At 49.8% G+C, this 18,742-nt stretch carries 15 protein-coding genes; 8 read left to right on the forward strand and 7 right to left on the reverse strand.

All coding sequences use genetic code 11. The annotated features are described in order from the left end of the window. Positions 1–42: 42 nt before the first annotated feature. The gene (locus tag AC58QO_RS17170; protein ID WP_497267592.1) at positions 43–1,245 is read left to right on the forward strand and encodes a sensor histidine kinase; all 1,203 of its coding nucleotides are present in this window, start codon (positions 43–45) and stop codon (positions 1,243–1,245) included. A gap of 21 nt (positions 1,246–1,266) precedes the next feature. Further along, on the forward strand, positions 1,267–1,959 hold the full coding sequence (locus AC58QO_RS17175; RefSeq protein WP_497267594.1) for a response regulator: 693 nt from the start codon (positions 1,267–1,269) through the stop codon (positions 1,957–1,959). 280 nt (positions 1,960–2,239) lie between these two features. On the opposite strand, the gene AC58QO_RS17180 is transcribed toward AC58QO_RS17175, so the two are convergent. The 3 genes from AC58QO_RS17180 to gltB form a co-directional block, all read right to left on the reverse strand. Then, entirely contained in the window at positions 2,240–2,716 is a 477-nt protein-coding gene (locus AC58QO_RS17180) for a hypothetical protein (protein WP_497267596.1), read from the reverse strand. A 232-nt stretch (positions 2,717–2,948) separates the two neighbouring features. Beyond that, the gene (locus tag AC58QO_RS17185; RefSeq protein WP_497267598.1) at positions 2,949–4,433 is read right to left on the reverse strand and encodes a glutamate synthase subunit beta; all 1,485 of its coding nucleotides are present in this window, start codon (positions 4,431–4,433) and stop codon (positions 2,949–2,951) included. Positions 4,434–4,459: 26 nt separating this feature from the next. Continuing rightward, entirely contained in the window at positions 4,460–9,052 is a 4,593-nt protein-coding gene (gltB, locus tag AC58QO_RS17190; RefSeq protein WP_497267599.1) for a glutamate synthase large subunit, read from the reverse strand. A gap of 377 nt (positions 9,053–9,429) precedes the next feature. Here gltB and AC58QO_RS17195 point away from each other — a divergent pair, with 377 nt between their 5' ends. The 4 genes from AC58QO_RS17195 to AC58QO_RS17210 all read left to right on the forward strand — a co-directional run bounded on the left by AC58QO_RS17195 (position 9,430) and on the right by AC58QO_RS17210 (position 12,938). Further along, entirely contained in the window at positions 9,430–10,410 is a 981-nt protein-coding gene (locus AC58QO_RS17195; protein WP_497267601.1) for an HD domain-containing protein, read from the forward strand. Positions 10,411–10,577: 167 nt separating this feature from the next. Next, the gene (locus tag AC58QO_RS17200; protein WP_497267603.1) at positions 10,578–11,153 is read left to right on the forward strand and encodes a thymidine kinase; all 576 of its coding nucleotides are present in this window, start codon (positions 10,578–10,580) and stop codon (positions 11,151–11,153) included. Between the two features lie 84 nt (positions 11,154–11,237). Further along, complete coding sequence (locus tag AC58QO_RS17205; protein ID WP_497267605.1) at positions 11,238–12,416, forward strand: MGDG synthase family glycosyltransferase; 1,179 nt, start codon at positions 11,238–11,240, stop codon at positions 12,414–12,416. Positions 12,417–12,443: 27 nt separating this feature from the next. Further along, a complete protein-coding gene (locus AC58QO_RS17210; RefSeq protein ID WP_497267607.1) occupies positions 12,444–12,938 on the forward strand; it encodes a hypothetical protein in 495 nt (164 codons plus the stop codon). Between the two features lie 253 nt (positions 12,939–13,191). Here the strand turns inward: AC58QO_RS17210 and AC58QO_RS17215 are convergent, their stop codons facing one another. Next, positions 13,192–14,382, reverse strand: a complete 1,191-nt coding sequence (locus AC58QO_RS17215) for a WD40/YVTN/BNR-like repeat-containing protein (protein WP_497267609.1) — start codon at positions 14,380–14,382, stop codon at positions 13,192–13,194. Positions 14,383–14,572: 190 nt separating this feature from the next. Between AC58QO_RS17215 and AC58QO_RS17220 the strand changes: the two genes are divergently transcribed. Further along, the gene (locus AC58QO_RS17220) at positions 14,573–15,580 is read left to right on the forward strand and encodes a peptidoglycan DD-metalloendopeptidase family protein (RefSeq protein WP_497267611.1); all 1,008 of its coding nucleotides are present in this window, start codon (positions 14,573–14,575) and stop codon (positions 15,578–15,580) included. Then, positions 15,577–16,029: a bactofilin family protein gene (locus AC58QO_RS17225; protein WP_497267613.1), complete on the forward strand. Its 453-nt coding sequence runs from the start codon at positions 15,577–15,579 to the stop codon at positions 16,027–16,029. The genes AC58QO_RS17220 and AC58QO_RS17225 overlap by 4 nt, the downstream gene beginning before the upstream one ends. Positions 16,030–16,094: 65 nt before the next feature. Here AC58QO_RS17225 and AC58QO_RS17230 read toward each other — a convergent pair whose 3' ends face one another. From AC58QO_RS17230 to AC58QO_RS17240, 3 genes are read right to left on the reverse strand one after another with little or no spacing between them, the layout of a single operon-like run. Next, positions 16,095–17,120, reverse strand: a complete 1,026-nt coding sequence (locus AC58QO_RS17230) for an ABC transporter substrate-binding protein (RefSeq protein ID WP_497267615.1) — start codon at positions 17,118–17,120, stop codon at positions 16,095–16,097. Positions 17,121–17,132: 12 nt separating this feature from the next. Further along, the gene (locus tag AC58QO_RS17235) at positions 17,133–17,897 is read right to left on the reverse strand and encodes an ABC transporter permease (protein WP_497267617.1); all 765 of its coding nucleotides are present in this window, start codon (positions 17,895–17,897) and stop codon (positions 17,133–17,135) included. Beyond that, positions 17,830–18,669 carry an ABC transporter ATP-binding protein gene (locus AC58QO_RS17240; protein WP_497267618.1) on the reverse strand — a complete coding sequence of 280 codons (840 nt, stop codon included), beginning with the start codon at positions 18,667–18,669 and terminating at the stop codon, positions 17,830–17,832. The genes AC58QO_RS17235 and AC58QO_RS17240 overlap by 68 nt, the downstream gene beginning before the upstream one ends. Positions 18,670–18,742: the final 73 nt, after the last annotated feature.

The following is an 18,742-nucleotide window of genomic DNA, read 5'->3' on the forward strand; positions in this document are numbered from 1 at the left end:
AATGGAATGAAAAGACCCGTGCGTAAAAGGAGCACCTCATCTATGATCCAAAGAAGACCTTGGCATGGTGTAGAGTGGTCACTGTTCATCGTATTGACTGGTGCAGCACTGCTTGGTTTGCTGTATAGCTGCCTTCACATCTATGAACAGACCTTCTCCCACATCCTGTTAACCATATTGGCCATTTTACTGTCCTATGGGGTCCCTTTCTTATTCTGGCGCCCCCGCTATATTAATCCGACAGGGTATCCCATTGCCGTTCTGTTGACCGGTATCCCCCTGCAAATTTATTTGGCCTGGATGGAGCAAGACGCCCTACTTACCATTAATTGCCCAATTATGGTCATTGGATTCCTTACCGACCGAAAAAATGCCTGGTGGACCGCCCCCATCTTCATGCTAGGAATGCCTACGACTTACTTTTTTTTGCTGCACAGTGACATGGGCGTTGGGCAATTATTTAGTTTTATCCTGAATGCCGTCCTCTTCTTCGCAATTGGGCTAAGCTTACAACGTGCTGTCACCTCCAATGAGAAGACTGAGAAGCTGCTAGGGGAGAACCAACGTCAGTACCATTTGATTCATGAGCAAAATAACGTCCTTGAGCAGTACGCTAATCAGATTGAGCAGCTTACGTTAGTTGAAGAGCGTAATCGGATGGCCCGTGAACTGCATGATACGGTTGGACATACCTTTACATCCGTCATTATGGGCATGGATGCCGTATCGTATCTCATTGAAGTTTCGCCAGAAAAGGCTAAGCAAAAACTCGACGTCCTGCGTAATGTGACTAGAGGTGGCCTAGAAGAAGTACGACGCAGCATCCATCAGATGGTTCCCCAGGAGGGAGATATGCTGCTGTCCCAGCAGCTATCCCGTCTTTCGAATGAGTTTGCTTTGCACACCGGAACTCAGATTCACTTCACGACGGTTAGTGATGAATTCGAGATTCCTAAACAGACCAAGCTTTCGTTAATACGCTGTCTGCAGGAATCATTGACGAATGCCAAGCGCCATGGGAAAGCCACTTCTATCGACATTGTGCTAACCTATGCCGAGGATCAAATCTCCCTTCGCATTGAAGATAATGGCATTGGCACGGAGCAGCTGAAAGTAGGCTTCGGTATTACTGCGATGCAGGAACGGATAACCGCGCTGCAAGGTACTTTGCAAGTACGTTCCCTACCTGAGCAAGGGACCGTGGTCCATTGTTTCATTCCCGTAAAACGTTTTCCAACCTTTTAATCGCTGTGAGGAGGATTTCTTATGACTGTAAACCAAGCTCCGCTCAAACTGCTCCTGGTGGATGATCAGGATTTAATACGTGAAAGCTTGCACATCGTGCTTGGTATGGACCCTGACATTGACGTCGTTGGTTTAGCCGAGAACGGACATGTCGCTGTCAAGCTATGCGAAGAGGTGCAGCCTGATGTCGTTCTCATGGACATTCATATGCCGATCATGGATGGCGTTGAAGCCACTCGCCAAATCAAAATCGCCTGGCCGAACATCCGCGTCGTTATTTTGACGACCTTCCAGGAAATTGGCTACGTTGTAGACGCGCTTAGTGCTGGAGCAGAAGGCTACCTGCTAAAAGCAATTCATCCGAAAGACCTCGCTACTGGGATTAAATGGGTCCATCAAGGCGGCACCTTAATTCCGCATGACATCGCTAAGATGCTCGTTCAGCAAGCGCGTGACGGGGCAGATAAGAGTGGAAGTGCTTCTTCGACAGAAGATAAGGAAGTGAGTGTTCGTGCAGACACCTACGGGCTCAGCGAGCGTGAACTGCAGGTGCTCCACAGCATCGCCGACGGACTCAACAACCGTGAAATCGCCGAGAAGCTTTTTTTGTCCGAAGGCACTGTGAAGAACTATATCTCCAACATCTATTCGAAGATGGACGTTCGGGACCGGGTTCAGGCATCGAAGAAAGCGCATGAGGAAGGGATGCTGTAGGTTGCGTTTCGATAATTCGACCTAAGGGGAACTTGGGGGCGCTATTTAGGCAAATACGGCCGATTTCCTGCCCGAAAGGGAACTACAGGGCACTATTTAGGTAAATTATGTGTTTTCATAAGTGTTTATCTCTACATAGAGCCCCCTAGTTCCGCAATAGAATGCATTCAGCCCGAATGAACACAAATAGCGTACCCTATTTCCCTTTCTTAACCAGATTCCGTGTTTTCTTAAACACAAAGACCGCTCTTCATCTCTGAAGAAGCGGTCTTTGTGTACGCTATTCGAAGAGCTTCTCGAGAAAGCCCTTTTTTCTTTTGCGAATTTTGCTATAACTCTTTACTCTGGAGAGCGGCAGCTGGGTCTCAACCTCAGTTGTTTCATTCAAAATGTCCCTTTGGGGACTGGCTTCCTCTGGAGCTATTACAGCATTCTGCAGCTCTATCTTATCCTCTGGACTTGCCACATGCTGATGGACAACGATCGTGTTGACTAACTGCTCATGCAGCTTATTCTCAAGCTGGTGCCTGCAGAGTCGGAGAAATTGTTCCTGTTGTCTATTCTGGAGTTCAAACTGTTCATGAAGTTGCAATTGGAGTTCTTCTACCTGCTTAGAAAGAAGCAGCACAGCCTTTTGCAAAGAAATCAGATCCTGCTCCCCAGGCTGCTCATCGTGTTTCAGCTCCTCCGAGATCTCATCATTCCCCGCTAGCAGCGCCTGCATTTCCGCTGGTGTTAAGAATTCTTCCTTCCTCATGAGCTTTCCTCCATCCCGTACATCTTGCCATCCATGCTTGGACAGCGCTTTTTCTTATTGTACATGAGTTTCGGGAAATGTTCACGTTTATCTCGATAAGAATTCATCCCCCGTCTATCCGAAATAGCAGCTCATTCCTCAATCACATGCTAAGCGACCACTGTTCATCCATTGTGACAAAAAAACTGCCTGCAAGTAGAAGGTCTACCTGCAAGCAGTTGGACTAGCTAACTTATGGTAAATTTGACGATCCCATCAAGAAACGATCCACTTCACGCGCTACCGCACGGCCTTCGTTAATCGCCCATACCACAAGGCTTTGCCCGCGACGCATGTCTCCGGCAGCGAAAACCCCGTCTACGTTCGTGGCAAACTTCCCGTAGTCGGCCTTCGCATTGGAGCGCTCATCTTTGGCAACGCCAAGCTGATCTAATACGGTGCTTTCTGGTCCCGTGAAGCCCATCGCGATCAGAACCAGCTGTGCTGGATATACCTTCTCGCTGCCTGGTACTTCGACGGGTACGAACGCACCCTTCTCGTTCTTCTGCCACTCGATCAGAACTGTGTGCAGCTCCTTCAGGTTACCGTTCTCGTCCCCAACGAATTTCTTCGTGTTGATCAAGTACGTACGCGGATCTTCGCCCTGAAGCGCAGCTGCCTCTTGTTGACCGTAGTCCACTTTCAACACCTTTGGCCATTCCGGCCATGGGTTGTTAACTGGACGTGTTTCCGGTGACTTCGGCATGATCTCAAACTGCGTCACGCTCTTACATTTATGACGAATGGAAGTACCTACGCAGTCAGTTCCCGTGTCACCACCGCCGATAACGATAACGTCTTTGCCTTCTGCGGAAATGAATTCACGATCGGCATGCTCAGAATCAAGCAGGCTCTTCGTGTTTTTGCTCAGGAATTCCATCGCCAGATGCACGCCGCCAAGCTCACGACCCTCGATCGGAAGATCGCGGCCCTTCGTAGCTCCACCGCATAGGACGATCGCATCGAATTCCTCTTGCAGCTTCTCAATCGGATAGTTCACGCCGACATGCGCACCAGTAATGAACGCCACGCCTTCAGCTTCAAGCAGATCTACTCGTCGTTGGACATACTTTTTGTCCAGCTTCATGTTCGGGATACCGTACATCAGCAACCCGCCAATACGGTCTGCCCGTTCAAAAACAGTAACCCAGTGTCCAGCTTTGTTCAGCTGCGCTGCTGCCGCAAGTCCGGACGGACCTGAACCAACAACCGCAACCTTCTTCCCTGTGCGCGTTTCCGGCGGTTCAGGCTTGATCCAGCCTTCATCGAAGCCTTTATCGATGATCGCTTTCTCAATTGCTTTAATCGTAACCGGCGTGTCCTTCAAGCCTACTGTACAAGAGCCTTCACAAGGCGCTGGACATACACGACCCGTAAATTCCGGGAAATTATTCGTCTTGTGGAGACGATCCAAGGCTTCGCGCCATTGACCGCGATACACGAGATCATTCCATTCCGGAATGAGGTTGTTGACCGGGCAACCAGCGGCCATGCCGCTGATTAATGCCCCTGTGTGGCAGAAAGGAATCCCGCAATCCATACAACGGGAGCCTTGTGTCTGTAATTTATCTTGCGTTAGCGGTGTCGCAAACTCTTTCCAATGGCCGATTCGGACCAGAGGAGAAGCTTCGGATGCCACTTCACGAGCGTGTTCTATAAAACCGGTTGGTTTACCCATTTACGTTTAATCCCTCCTGAGTTTCGTTAGTTTCCACCGACACGGGAAACATCTCTCATATTCGCCTCGAAAGCAACCATGACCGCTTCTTGTTGGCTAAGTCCGGAGCGTTTCACCTTCTCGATAGCATCAAACATCCGTTTGTAGTCCTTCGGTATAACCTTCACGAACTTCCAAACGTACTCATCCCAGTGCTGAATAACTTGGTGGGCAACGCTGCTATCCGTAAATGTGGCATGATGCTGGATCATCGTTTTCAACTCATTCATCTCATACGTTTCTTCCAGCTGCTCCAGGTAAACCATCTCTTTATTCACTTTGCTTTGGAAGTCACCGTTCACATCCAAGACATAGGCAATACCGCCTGACATCCCTGCTGCGAAGTTACGTCCTGTTGCACCCAAAACAACGACACGACCACCTGTCATGTACTCACAGCCATGATCGCCAACACCCTCAACAACGGCGCGCACACCACTGTTTCTAACGCAGAAGCGCTCGCCCGCGATACCACGGATGTAAGCATCCCCGTCTGTTGCGCCGTAGAAAGCCGTATTTCCGATAATGACGTTCTCTTCCGGTACAAAAGTGGATTTGCTCGATGGGAAAATGGCCAGTTTACCGCCGGACAATCCTTTCCCTACGTAGTCATTGGCATCTCCCTCGAGGGAAAGTGTGATCCCCTTCGGAACGAATGCCCCAAAGCTTTGTCCTGCTGAGCCTTCAAAATGAAGACGAATCGTATCATGCGGCAGTCCTTCCACGCCATGACGGCGTGTCACTTCACTGCCCACGATCGTTCCGACTACACGGTTAACATTCGTAATTGGCAGAATCGCGTGAACGTGTTCTTTGCGCTCAATCGCTGGCTCACAAATATCAAGCAGCTTCGTCATGTCCAAGGAGCGATCTAAGCCGTGATCCTGCGCCATTTGGCAGAAGCGACCGACTTCTTCGCCCATATCTGGTTGATGCAAGAGCGGCGAAAGATCGACGCCTTTGGCTTTCCAGTGCTCGACCGCTTGCTTGGACTCCAAAATATCGGTACGTCCAACCATTTCTTCGATCGTGCGGAAGCCAAGCTCTGCCATCATCTCACGTACATCGTTAGCAATGAACGTCATGAAATTAACAACATGCTGTGGATCTCCAGCAAATTTCTTACGAAGCTCCGGATTTTGCGTAGCGACCCCAACCGGACAAGTGTCCAAGTGGCAGACGCGCATCATCACGCAGCCGATCGTAATCAATGGTGTCGTTGCGAAGCCGAACTCCTCGGCACCGAGCAGGGCAGCTACGACAACGTCGCGCCCTGTCATCAGCTTGCCGTCTGTCTCGACGACGATACGGCTGCGCAGGTTGTTCAGCACGAGTGTCTGATGCGTCTCCGCCAGACCGAGCTCCCACGGCAGTCCCGCGTGACGAATACTCGTCTGCGGTGACGCGCCTGTACCTCCGTCGTAGCCAGAGATGAGGACAACGTCCGCTTTCCCTTTGGCTACGCCGGCAGCGATCGTCCCAACACCGACTTCGGATACCAGCTTAACGCTGATCCGTGCCCGCGGGTTGGCATTCTTGAGATCGTGGATCAGCTCCGCGAGATCCTCGATCGAATAAATATCGTGATGCGGCGGCGGCGAAATCAAGCCTACGCCTGGCGTAACACCGCGAACCTCGGCTACCCAAGGGTACACCTTGGTTCCCGGAAGCTGACCGCCTTCGCCTGGCTTCGCGCCCTGCGCCATCTTGATCTGAATCTCGTCAGCGTTGACGAGATAATGGCTCGTGACGCCGAAGCGGCCGGACGCCACCTGCTTAATGGCACTGCGGCGAAGATCGCCGTTCGCATCCGGTGTGAAGCGTTCCGGATGCTCCCCGCCTTCGCCGGTATTGCTCTTGCCGCCGATGCGGTTCATCGCAATCGCGATGGTTTCGTGCGCTTCTTTCGAGATGGAGCCGTAGGACATGGCTCCCGTCTTGAAGCGCTTGAAGATCGATTCGATCGGCTCAACCTCTTCGATCGGAATCGGTGTGCGTCCTGCCTTGAAGCTCAGCAGTCCGCGCAAAGCCATATATTTCTCGTCTTCACGTTTGACGAGCTTGCTAAAGTTCTTATACATGCCGTAATTGTTGCTGCGAACAGCAGATTGCAGGGCATGCACAGTTTCCGGGGTATAAATGTGATCTTCCCCGTCACGGCGCCATTGCAAGTCTCCGCCTGTATCGAGTACACGGTCGCGCCCTTCTTGCTCGGAGAACGCACGGCTGTGGCGCATAAGGGCTTCCTTCGCGACCACTTCAATGCCGATACCGCCAACTGGCGTATACGTCCAAGTGAAGTAGCTGTCTACCAGCTCTTGGCTCAAGCCGATCGCTTCGAAAATTTGCGCCCCGCGATAGCTCTGAATGGTGGAAATCCCCATTTTCGCTAACACTTTGACTACACCCTTCGTTACCGCCTTGATGTAGTTATAGACCGCCTTCTCATGATCCACACCAACTAGCTGCTTACGCTGAATCATGTCATCCAACGCTTCTAACGCCAGATAAGGGTTGATCGCGCCTGCGCCGTAGCCGAGCAACAGGGCAAAATGATGCACTTCACGCGGTTCACCAGACTCTACGAGCAAGCTAACCTTCGTCCGTGTACCTTGACGGATCAAATGGTGATGCAAGCCTGATGTCGCTAATAATGCTGGGATCGGTGCACTAACACTATCTACGCCACGGTCAGACAGAATGAGAAGCGTAGCTCCGTCCACAATCGCTTGATCTGCCGCTTTGTACAAAGCTTGCATCGCACTCTCTAGGCCCGCTGTGCCAGCCGTTGCTTGGAACAGCGTCGGCAACGTGACCGTTTTGAAGCCATCACGCTGAATATGACGCAGCTTCGCCAACTCTTCGTTGGAGAGGAACGGCGACTTCAAGCGAATTTGACGGCAGCTCTCTGGCTCTGGCTTAATCAGATTGCGCTCAGGTCCAATCGTTGTACCCTGCGCTGTAATAATTTCCTCAAAGTTCGCATCAATTGGCGGGTTCGTTACTTGTGCGAATAATTGTTTGAAATAGTTATAAAGCAGCTGCGGACGGTCTGAAAGCACCGCAAGCGGAGCATCCGTACCCATGGAACCGATCGGATCCACACCTGTTTTGCCCATCGGCTCAAGGGTCTTACGCAGTTGTTCGAACGTATAGCCGAAAGCTTGCTGACGCTGAAGAATCGTGTCATGGTCAGAGCCAAGTACAATTGGCGCATCTTCCAGATCCTCAAGGGATACGAGATGCTCATTCAACCAATCCCGATACGGCTGCTCGCTGGCGATGCCGCTCTTGATCTCTTCGTCGGTCACGATGCGACCTTCTACCGTATCCACAAGCAGCATGCGTCCCGGTCTCAGACGGTCTTTGTACAAAATGCGCTCAGGCTCGATATCCAATACGCCTACTTCAGAAGCAAGCACGATCAAATCGTCCGTTGTCACATAGTAACGCGAAGGACGTAAACCATTCCGATCTAGAATCGCTCCGATTTGACTGCCATCCGTGAAGGCAATCGCAGCAGGTCCATCCCACGGCTCCATCAAGGTGCTGTGATACTCGTAGAACGCTTTCTTGTCATCATCCATGCTTTCATGCTTGGACCAAGGCTCTGGCACCATCATCATGGCCGCATGCGGCAAGGAGCGACCTGAGAGCATCAGGAACTCTAGTGTATTATCAAACATTTGGGAATCGGAGCCATCGGTATCAATAACAGGAAGAATGCGTTTGAAATCTTCACCAAATAATTCGGAATCACACATCGCTTGACGCGCATGCATCCAGTTCACGTTGCCGCGAAGCGTATTAATTTCACCATTATGAATCAAATAGCGGTACGGATGCGCACGTTCCCAGCTTGGGAAGGTGTTCGTACTGAAACGGGAGTGAACGAGCGCTAAGGCAGAGTCTACCTTCTCGTCTTGTAATTCCACGTAATACGCATCAACCTGCTCAGGTGTTAACATCCCTTTGTAAACAATCGTTCTGCTAGACAAGCTAGAATAGTAAAATTGCGATGAGGCATGCGAAGTTTTGATAGCGTTTTCAGATAGTTTACGAATAATATATAACTTGCGCTCAAAATCTAGATTCGTTGCTGTATCCGCGCTTTGGCCGATAAACACCTGACGAACATAAGGCTCCGCTGATTTCGCCGAATCTCCTAAAGAGCTGTTATTTGTTGGAACGGTTCTCCAGCCAAGGAATTGCTGTCCTTCTTGTTTGACAATTCGCTCAATTGTGCTTTCACAAGCTTGGCGCGCCTCTAATTCCTGAGGCAAATACACCATACCAACGCCATAGCTGCCTGCCGCTGGAAGTTTAATGTTCTCTTGTACACAGGCGGATTGGAAATACGTGTCTGGAATCTGCATCAAAATGCCTGCGCCATCTCCCGTATTTTGTTCACAACCTTGCCCGCCGCGATGATCCAAATTGCAAAGTACTCGAAGCGCTTGCTTGACGATGGCATGAGATTTGACACCCTTGATATTGGCCACAAAGCCTATACCGCAAGCATCATGCTCATTCCTCGGATCGTACAATCCCTGTTTGGGAGGTAATCCATTAATAGTCATGTTGTGCAACCTTTCTTCCCTCGTTTTTCACTGGACTTTGTTAGACGCCTGCTTTAAAGTGCTAAAAAGTAAAAATTCAATGCTACATATTTCGACTACAACCGCAATAAGTAGAGGAAATATTCTCAATATTTTTTATATTATATTAACACTTGGTTTCCTATAGTTCAATTTAAAAATATTTATATTGAAAAGGTTTACATTTTAATAGAATCGCCAGCGAAATCATATTGTAAAGGCACGGGTATATATTTCGTTTCCTATATAAGTACGACAAGCTTGGCATGTGATAGCAAACTTTCTATGTTTCATGCTATGATAGCTAATACCGCTGCAAGAACATACATCCAGATTCCACATCTTAGGAGGAGCTCTGTTTGAGTATACAGCATACTTTTGGGGACGGCATGATTAGGGAGCCTCTTTATCAATGGCAGCTAGAAGCCCATCCGGTTGAAATTGAGCTTTTCCGCTCAAAGCCGGTACGCCGCCTGAAGTTTTTACATCATTTCGGAGCATCTGCTCTGTTTTCACCACTTACACATTCACGATTCGAACATACGGTTGGCGTTTGGTCACTCATGGCTCACTTTTGTCCAGAAGAACCCCTTCTGCGCATTGCGGCGCTGCTCCATGATATCGGGCACCTGCCCTTCTCCCATGCGGTTGAGCGAACACTTGGGTATAATCATCACCGTCATACCGAGCAGTTGATTGGGCAAGGTGTCATTGCTGATATTTTGATCAAACATGGTATTTCACCACCGTCCATTATTGACCTATTGAAGCAAGAAACACCGCTAACGAACAAAACACCCATTCTAGGACTCGATCATCTGGATAGCTTCCTTCGCGACACGTATTATGCTGGGGTGAAGACACTGTTGCCTCCCTCGGAACTTGTCAAAGGACTTCGCTTACGCGGCCCCTACATAGAAGGGAATGAGGCTTCCGCCACGGCACTTGTCGATGCGATCGTAGAAGATCACCGACTCTTCCTGCACCCGCAGTTTCTTGCGATGGATGCGCTGCTCGCGAAAGCAACAGCTCATCACTGCGAGTCCAACCCGGGCATGCGGGATCGTATCCCGGCGCTGATGGATCACGAATTAATCCAGGAGCTGCTGCAAAGTAACAATGAAACCGCAAGAGAAACCATTCATGTGCTCATGTATGAACCTCATCGGATTCAAATTACACAGGAACCCGTTCCGGGCAGCATCGAAGTCAAGATCGGCAAGGTCTACAGAAAACAACCATTAATTGGCGAAAAACTTGCCTCCGAGGTTAGCTTTCAAGCCGCCGTTAAGCTGGCTGAGCTCGATAGCATGACCGCGACATACTATTTTACCACATAAGAAAGTATAAATTTTCGGTTCCAGAAAATAGCTTTCTTATTGGCGATAAAACCTTCCTCTGAACGCGGTCGCTCTTCTTCGAGTTGCATCGATAGAGGTTTTCTCACAATTAAATCACATGTATTTGAGCTTACTTATCTTACATCCGCAGAAGGGACTGTCCCAGCTTGGCTAAATTGTACTTTCGTTATGGCACGATGAACAGCGGTAAATCGATTGAAGTCTTACGTGTTGCTCATAATTATGAGGAGCAGGGTAAAAAGGTGCTTCTCCTCACTTCCGTTATGGACGATCGCTTCGGCGTTGGTAAGGTAGCTTCCCGTATTGGTATGCAAAAAGGGGCCATCGTGGTCGACGAGCATTTGGATATGGTCGCCCTCGCGCAGACCGAGCGTCCGAATTGTATTCTGGTCGATGAAGCTCAGTTCTTGAACAAAGCGCAGGTCGCTCAGTTAATTGAAGTCGTCGATGAACTGGACATTCCGGTTATCGCTTATGGGCTTCGGGCTGATTTCATGGGGCAATTATTCGAAGGCAGCAACTCACTTTTGGCTGTGGCGGATACGATTGAGGAAATCAAAACCGTTTGTTGGTATTGCGATAAAAAAGCCATCATGAATATGCGCTGCAAAGACGGCGTTCCTATTTTCCATGGCGAGCAGATCCAGATCGGCGGGAACGAAAGCTACGTTCCTGTATGCCGCAAATGCTATGCGTCCAAAAAGAAAACCACTCAAATTTAGAAATAACAGACATTATTCTTCTTATATGTTCGAAATCTTTTGTGTAAACAATTGATAAGGTATTTACAAAGAAAGGTGAGTTCCTTGCGTAAAAAACGGATTTTGCTATTATCTGAGGGCTTCGGGAAAGGTCATACACAAGCTGCTCACGCACTGTCTGGCGAGCTTCGGCAATCTTCATCAGACATGATTACACGCGTGATTGAGCTTGGCGCTTTTTTACATCCTACCTTAGCACCTTGGGTCTTCTCGGCATACCGCCGCACGGTGACTTCACAACCTAGACTGTATGGTATGCTTTATCGAAACCACTATGACAAAAGGCCGAGCCGCGTAGCGAGTCTCGTGCTGCATCGCATTTTTTACTCGCAGACGAAAGCGGTCATTAAGCAGTTAAAGCCGGATATGATCGTCTGTACGCATCCATTTCCAAGCATCATTGTCTCCAGGCTCAAGCGCGCGGGACTTGATGTTCCTCTCTTCACTGTGATCACGGATTATGACGTTCACGGCACTTGGATGGACTCGGCTGTCGACAAATATCTGGTATCTACGCCACTTGTGAAAGAGCGCCTTATCGACTGCGGCGTGCCGGACAAGCATATTGAAGTCACAGGAATTCCGGTTCACCCTAACTTCCGCAAAGCGCATAGCAAGGAACATATACGCCAGGAATTCGGACTCAAAGCCATGCCGACCGTCATGGTTATGGGCGGCGGTTGGGGCGTTTTTAAGAAAGAAGAAAAAGAAGAGTTACTGACCTACTTAGCGAGTTGGAGCAAGGATATTCAGCTCCTCATCTGCCTCGGGACCAATGAAAAAGCACGTCATCAGCTGCTGGAAGAAGCTGCCTTCCGTCAGCCGAATGTTCATCTCATTGGTTACACAACCGAGATTAGCAAGCTGATGGATATCGCTGATCTGCTGATAACGAAACCAGGCGGGATGACTTGTACCGAGGCGATGGCCAAGGGTATCCCTATGCTGTTCTACAGTCCAATTCCGGGGCAAGAAGAGAAGAACTGCTCCTATTTCCAGGAAAATGGCTACGGACAACGCATTACATCCATCGAGATGATTCACCACTGGTTCAAGCTGCTGCTAGAGCAATATCCTGAACTGGCTAAGCGGAGAACGGACATCCGTGAAGGCTATAATGTGGAAGGCAGAAGCTGTGCGACAGCCATCATCGAGTATCTCGAGCAGTCGGATAAGCGTTCCTATATTCAGGCATCATCAAATACACCGCTCATACAATGGTAGTAACCATTGTGAGGGCGGTGTTTTGTTATGAATCCCATTCACCGATACGGCAAGCAGGCTATATTTGGCTATTTAGTGATCTGGTTTGTCGGCAGTCTATGGATGATGGCGGTGCTCGGCAGCACTACCTTCGAGAAAAAAGTGATGGGCGTTGATTTTCTCCTCTTTCATGAGTATGCGATCTTTGGCTTCGCAGGCGCGCTAGGCGGTTCACTCTACGGCTTGCGTATGTTTCATGAGCATTACCAAGAACTCACCACGCAGTGGATCTACTGGTACCTTATGCGGCCCGTGCTTTGCTTCGGCTCCGCGATTATTACGATTATTTTATTCCAGAGCGGGATTATGATTCTCGAGGTTGACGACTCTATGCCGGCACGTATTTCTCTCGCCTTTCTGACGGGTTATGGATACGGAAAGTTTATGGAGAAGCTGCGTGATCTTACTTCGACGTTCTTTAACGGAAAAAATACGAATGGCACGAACGGGAATGGAAACGGAAGTGATACGCCTACGAAGTAAGTGAAGCTATGGCCTATTCGGCTGAGAAACGGAACGTAGTTCCGATATTTGCCCTGAATTGGGCCAAATCGTGTAGAAGCGGAACGTGGTTCCCCTATTTGTCTGAAACCGGCCAAACGTTCCGTTATGAGTGCAAATTGACCGTTTTGAAGAGAATAGCGGATCCTCGTTCCGCAACTCGAGTGGTCAGCCCTCGTGTGCGGCTGACATAAAAAAGGCCACCGCGCGAAAACAGCCGCGGTGGCCCATTACATCAAGGTGCATCGAACGTATGCACCTTGTTCCAGTTCACACCACCGTTGCGGGTGGTGTACATAACACTCGGCTGCGCATTATCATTCGTGATGAGCCAGCCGCTATTCGCGTCTGCCATCCCGAGCAGCAGCTCGCCATACCCTGTGAACGACTCCGAGCCGTTCACCCAGGTCTTGCCGCCATCCTTCGTCCAGCCGACGGAGTTTGGCTTGTCGCACGCCGGGCAGCTGCCGCCCATGAAAGCTACGTCGCTGTTCACGACGTAGAGTGGGCCGGGCTTCGAGCCCGTGTTCTTCGGCCCCTTGTTCTCCCCGCTAGGGAAGCCAGGGGCCGGGCCGCCGCCAGCCGTGCTGTTCACCAGCACGGTCTGCCAGTTCTTCCCGCCGTCTTTCGTGTGGATCAGCGAATACGAGGTTTGTGTCATCCCCGATTCCCCAATCAGCTCGATCCACGCGTCATCCACGCCAGCTGAGCTAATGACGGTCCCTGTCAATGTCGCTACAGTTGGACGTGACATCACAGGCTTCCAATTTTGCCCGCCATCCTGCGTTCGCAGCACTTCAATCTTATCCTGCACCTGTCGGACAGCCCAGCCATTCTTACGATCATGAAAATAGGCATCCCCTTTGATACCATCGGGTACTGGAAGCTTCACCCATTTGACACCGCCATCCACGGTCTGGGCATTGCCACTATAGGCTTCCTGGTTCGATACGAAGTGGAGAAAAGCTTGATTCGGAACAGTACCAACCGCCGACCAATGCGCCCCCCCATCATGGGTACTTAAGAGCTTACCTGTAGCTTCTTCAGTTGCCCAAGCTTCCTGATCATTCAGGGCAAATAGCTGCCCGATTTCACCAGCCCCCGTATACTGCACCTTCCACTTCCCACCACCATCATCGGTACGAGCGATCCACCCTTTACCGCCAATCCAGCCTTTCTCCGCATCAGCAAGCCTGATTGCCGTAACGCCTTTCATTGGAGGAGGCGTTGATCCTTCGCTGCCTTTCGTAGGTGCCGATGAGGGCTCCGCTCCAGGCGTCGTTGTAGTGGCTGGCGTCGTCGAGGCCGCCGCACTCGGTATCGGTGATTCAGAAACCGTCACGTTTCCGCTTGTCTGACCGGAAGATTTACACCCCGTTAGGGCAAGGGTAGTTATTGCTAACAGCAGCAGAGTTCTTTTGAACATCACCATTACTCCCTTCACTCTCATGTGTAGTTGATACTTCATTGACGTTATTCAGGAGGGAAAAGTTGAACTTACATTCTACCATCTTCCCCATTTTGAGAGAAAATAGGCATGACTCATCCCACTATGGAATACAATCGTAAACAAGAAGGGGGACATTGTTACGGAAAGGGAAAGGGAGGAGGATCTGTTGAAATTCATTTGGGGCAAAAAAGAACTCACCTTCATGATCATTCCGGGTGCCAACCGCCATACCGTAAGATTCAAGCTTCCGCACAGTAGTCTCTATATTGTGCCAAGTGTGATCCTGCTTGTGCTGATTGGTTTTTTTGTTACGATTTACTACATGAATACCTATTCTCATCAGACACAAAACAGTATGCAGCAGGCTTTCGATGGACAAGAACGTCAGTTGGTTGATCAAATTACACATAAAACAAGCGAGCTTGAGCAGCTGCAAATTGATTTGATTGATCTGGCTCAGCAGGCCGAAGAGTTTAAAGTAAAGCTAGAAGAAATCAAGAAACTGGATCATGTCATAGAGCTCATGAGTCAGCCAGAAGGCATAAACGGGACAAGCAAAAAATTATCAAGCACTACACCTGTGAATGGATCAAACCTTGATGTCGGCGGAAGCGACCTTACGGTAACTTCAGATGACGTATCATCCCTCGTGAGCAATACCAAGCAAGGGCTTTTTTCATTAGTTGGGGATATTAATGCACTTCTCGAGAATTTGAGCCAGTCAGAAGCCAAAATTAAAGAAGCTGAACGTTTACGCAGTATTACACCAACGATTTGGCCTGTTGCCTCGCGCAGCATCACCTCAGGATTCGGTATCCGTATTGATCCCTTCACTGCGAAGCCTTCCATGCATGCCGGATATGATATCGATGGGGAATACAATGACCCTGTCTATGTGACAGCAGCAGGTAAAGTAAGCGCTGTAGGCTATGATAGCGAGTACGGCAACTATATCATCGTTGATCATACGCGAGGCATTGAAACCATGTATATGCATTTGAATAAAATGCTCGTAAAACGCGGAGAATCTGTAACAAAAGGTCAGCAGATCGGTCTCGTTGGTTCGACTGGACGCAGCACGGGCTCCCATCTTCATTATGAAGTTCATAGAAATGGAATCCAGATTGACCCTAAACCTTATCTCATTTCAGATCGAAAGGATGAACGCAAATGATTGGAAGCTCCAAATTGAAACGGATCGACGCGAAAACAACGGATACCCTGATTGGTGGCAGTACGATCTGTGAAGGTAAAATTATGTCCGAAGCCAGTCTTCGGATTGAGGGCCAAATGAACGGTGATATTGAATGCGCCGGTGACATCACGATTGGTGAGAACGCTGTCGTACAATCCAATATCCACGCGCGCGATGTAATCGTTGCCGGCAAAGTGAAAGGCAATATCTATACCAAGGGCAAGCTGATCGTGACAAGCTCTGGCGTGTTAATTGGGAATATTGATGTTCGGTCCTTCATTATCGAGGAAGGCGGCATCTTCCAGGGAAGCAGTGCAATGAATGCCTCTTTGGCACAAGGGGATAAAAGCAGTGGCGGCAAAGTCATCGATGCCAAGGCGCATAAGCAGCAAAAAAGTGAGCAACAGGCTGCTTCAGGCGGGAACTAGCTGCTGTGTGTAAATACAAAGAGCTCGTCTTCATCCCCTTGCAGGCGGATGCGACGAGCTCTTCCTCATTTACCAGCTTTCAGTTCGGTCAGCATGGATAGATCCACGAAGGGGCTAAGATCCAGCTCCTCTGGTTTAATACCTTTGATATACCTAGCACCGATAGACACCCTTGCCATCTCTTCCATCACCTTAACGTCAACCTCAGTGGTTAGCTTCAGACGACTGAGCGAGGCTTTGATCAAGCTCTTGTCCATCCCTTTACCACTGTATTGCTTCAACTGATTGTTGATCAGATCATAAGCTTGGTCAGGACTGTTCTGAATGAATGCAATGCCGTCCATGTTCGCTTTAATAGCACCTTTCACGATGTCGCGATGCTTGGCGATAAAGGTATCGCTGGCCACCATGATCACGGTAGGATAGTCGCCATGGTTTGGCGGGATCGCCTGCCAATCGGCAACAACTTTACCGAGACCTGCCTTCTCGATCTGAGTTCCCCATGGCTCTGGGACAAGGGCTGCGTCGATTTCCTTCTGACGGAATGAGATCAGAGTATCCGCTGGTGAACGAACGATGAGATGCGCGTTATCTGCGCCTCGCCCTAGTGAAATACCTGATTGCTGAAGCAGTAAGCGCAGCGAAATTTCATTCGTGTTCCCCTTGGCGGGAATCGCGATGGTTTTATCTATTAAATCAGTGACCGTCTGGATGCCTGCTCCATTTCTTGCAACCAACACGGCACCGCCGTTATTAGAGCCAGATACAACGCGGAAATTACCGCTTTTCAGGAAAAAGGTCGTCGCAGGTCCCGGACCTACGAAACCAACATCGATATCCCCCGTCGCCATCGCGATGGATAGATCGGAACCATTGTCGAAGGGGGTCACCTCGATCTTCACTTCAGCGCCCCATTCACGGGCAAAATAGCCTTTCTCCAGCGCGATGTAGGCTGCGGCATGGGTCACATTTTTGAACACACCGACCCGAACAACCTGCGGCTTACCTGATGCTGTCAATTTCTCCTCGCATGCGCTCAGAAGTGTAACAGCGAACAGAAGCAGCAGAAGTACATTAAAGCGATTTCTCATTCGCTCACTCCCCTACGACTTGGAGCCAGCGAGGCCGTAGCGCTCTAGCACTTTATCTTCTAGTTTTTTGAAACAGAAATGGTCCGAAACCGTGCCTAGCACAGCAATGATAATGACGATACATAGCATCAGCGAGGTGTCGCCGAGATTCCGTCCGTCTTGCAGAAGCTGACCTAACCCAGCGCCCTTCGCGATCAGCTCCCCTGCAACAAGTGCGCGCCAAGCGAACGCCCATGCGGTACGCACCCCGTTGATCAAATGAGGAAAAGCAGCCGGAATCATCACTTGGATGAACAGATTGAAGCCATTTCCCGTTCCCATCGTCTGGGCGGCACGCAAATAAATCGGCGGGATATTTTTGATCCCCGTACGGCTAGCCAACGCCATCGTCCATGTGGCACCGAGCGTCGTTATGAAAATAACAGAAGATTCGTTAAGACCGAACCAAATAATGGCAAAAGGCAGCCAAGCAATACTCGGAATTGTTTGTAAAGAAACAACCAAGAAACCCAGTGTATCATCGAGTAAGCGATATCGCGCAAAAAGAAAGCCTAACGTTGTCCCTATCGCTAGCGACAGTGCAAAGGAAAACAGTAATCGCAGCATACTTGCACTCGCTGCTTGCAGCAGTTCGCCGTGTACGATACCGTCGTAGAAGGCTTGCAGCGTCTGTGTAACGGAAGGGAATTTCCAGCCCCAGCCAAAAATCCTATATCCCGCCTCCCAAGCTATCAGAAGCAGTACCAGAAAAATCGTTCTTCTTAATGCTGTACTCATCGCCAGTCTCCTCTCTTACAACCTTCTCCAGCTCATCCGCCAGCGCGTCCATAATCAACGCCTCCATATGATGGAGCACGGAATCTGCACTATCGCGTGGCCTCGCGGCCTTCACAGCGAATTCTTTCTTGATCGTGCCGGGACGTGTGGACATCACCAGAACCCGATCCGACAGAATGACCGCTTCGCGAATATTGTGGGTAATAAAGAGAATCGTTTTGCGCGTACGCATCCATATTTCTTCCAGTTCTTTATGCAAAATAAGGCGAGTTTGCTCGTCTAGTGCCGCGAAAGGCTCGTCCATCAACAAAATTTCCGGATCCATCGCTAAGGCTCTGGCAATCGCGGCGCGCTGCTTCATTCCGCCTGAAAGCTCGTGCGGATAACGATCCGCAAAGCGGCTTAAATGCACGGCCTTGATCTGTTCCATCGCCATTTCGTGGCGCTCTTTCTTCGCGATCCCCTTCTGCTTCAGGCCGAAGGCGACATTGTCTAGAACCGTCAGCCATGGAAACAAGCCATGCTCTTGAAAAACCACGACGCGATCTGCCCCAGCGCCTGTTACCTTTTTCCCATTGACCTGAATGGTGCCTTCAAATTGTGTATCAAAGCCCGCTACAAGGTTCAGAACCGTCGATTTTCCGCAGCCTGAAGGGCCAAGCAGGGAGACGAACTCCCCTTTGTTTATCGTTAATGTGATGTCATCCAACGCTTGATAGCTGCCCCCGATGCGCTGCACGAACGTCTTGCTAACTCCCTTAATCTCGATCATGCTGTCTCTCATCCCCCACGTTGTCGCTTCTCAGGATAAACAAACCCGCCCGTCCTAGAAGGACGAGCGCGTT

This window comes from Paenibacillus sp. J31R30, assembly GCF_059692115.1.

Excerpts from the sequence above, each read along its gene's own strand:
- AC58QO_RS17170 (WP_497267592.1), top strand. The coding sequence starts at position 43 with ATGATCCAAAGAAGACCTTGGCATGGTGTAGAGTGGTCACTGTTCATC.
- AC58QO_RS17175 (WP_497267594.1), top strand. The coding sequence starts at position 1,267 with ATGACTGTAAACCAAGCTCCGCTCAAACTGCTCCTGGTGGATGATCAG.
- AC58QO_RS17180 (WP_497267596.1), bottom strand. The coding sequence starts at position 2,716 with ATGAGGAAGGAAGAATTCTTAACACCAGCGGAAATGCAGGCGCTGCTA.
- AC58QO_RS17185 (WP_497267598.1), bottom strand. The coding sequence starts at position 4,433 with ATGGGTAAACCAACCGGTTTTATAGAACACGCTCGTGAAGTGGCATCC.
- gltB (WP_497267599.1), bottom strand. The coding sequence starts at position 9,052 with ATGACTATTAATGGATTACCTCCCAAACAGGGATTGTACGATCCGAGG.
- AC58QO_RS17210 (WP_497267607.1), top strand. The coding sequence starts at position 12,444 with ATGAATCCCATTCACCGATACGGCAAGCAGGCTATATTTGGCTATTTA.
- AC58QO_RS17215 (WP_497267609.1), bottom strand. The coding sequence starts at position 14,382 with ATGTTCAAAAGAACTCTGCTGCTGTTAGCAATAACTACCCTTGCCCTA.
- AC58QO_RS17225 (WP_497267613.1), top strand. The coding sequence starts at position 15,577 with ATGATTGGAAGCTCCAAATTGAAACGGATCGACGCGAAAACAACGGAT.
- AC58QO_RS17230 (WP_497267615.1), bottom strand. The coding sequence starts at position 17,120 with ATGAGAAATCGCTTTAATGTACTTCTGCTGCTTCTGTTCGCTGTTACA.
- AC58QO_RS17235 (WP_497267617.1), bottom strand. The coding sequence starts at position 17,897 with ATGAGTACAGCATTAAGAAGAACGATTTTTCTGGTACTGCTTCTGATA.
- AC58QO_RS17240 (WP_497267618.1), bottom strand. The coding sequence starts at position 18,669 with ATGATCGAGATTAAGGGAGTTAGCAAGACGTTCGTGCAGCGCATCGGG.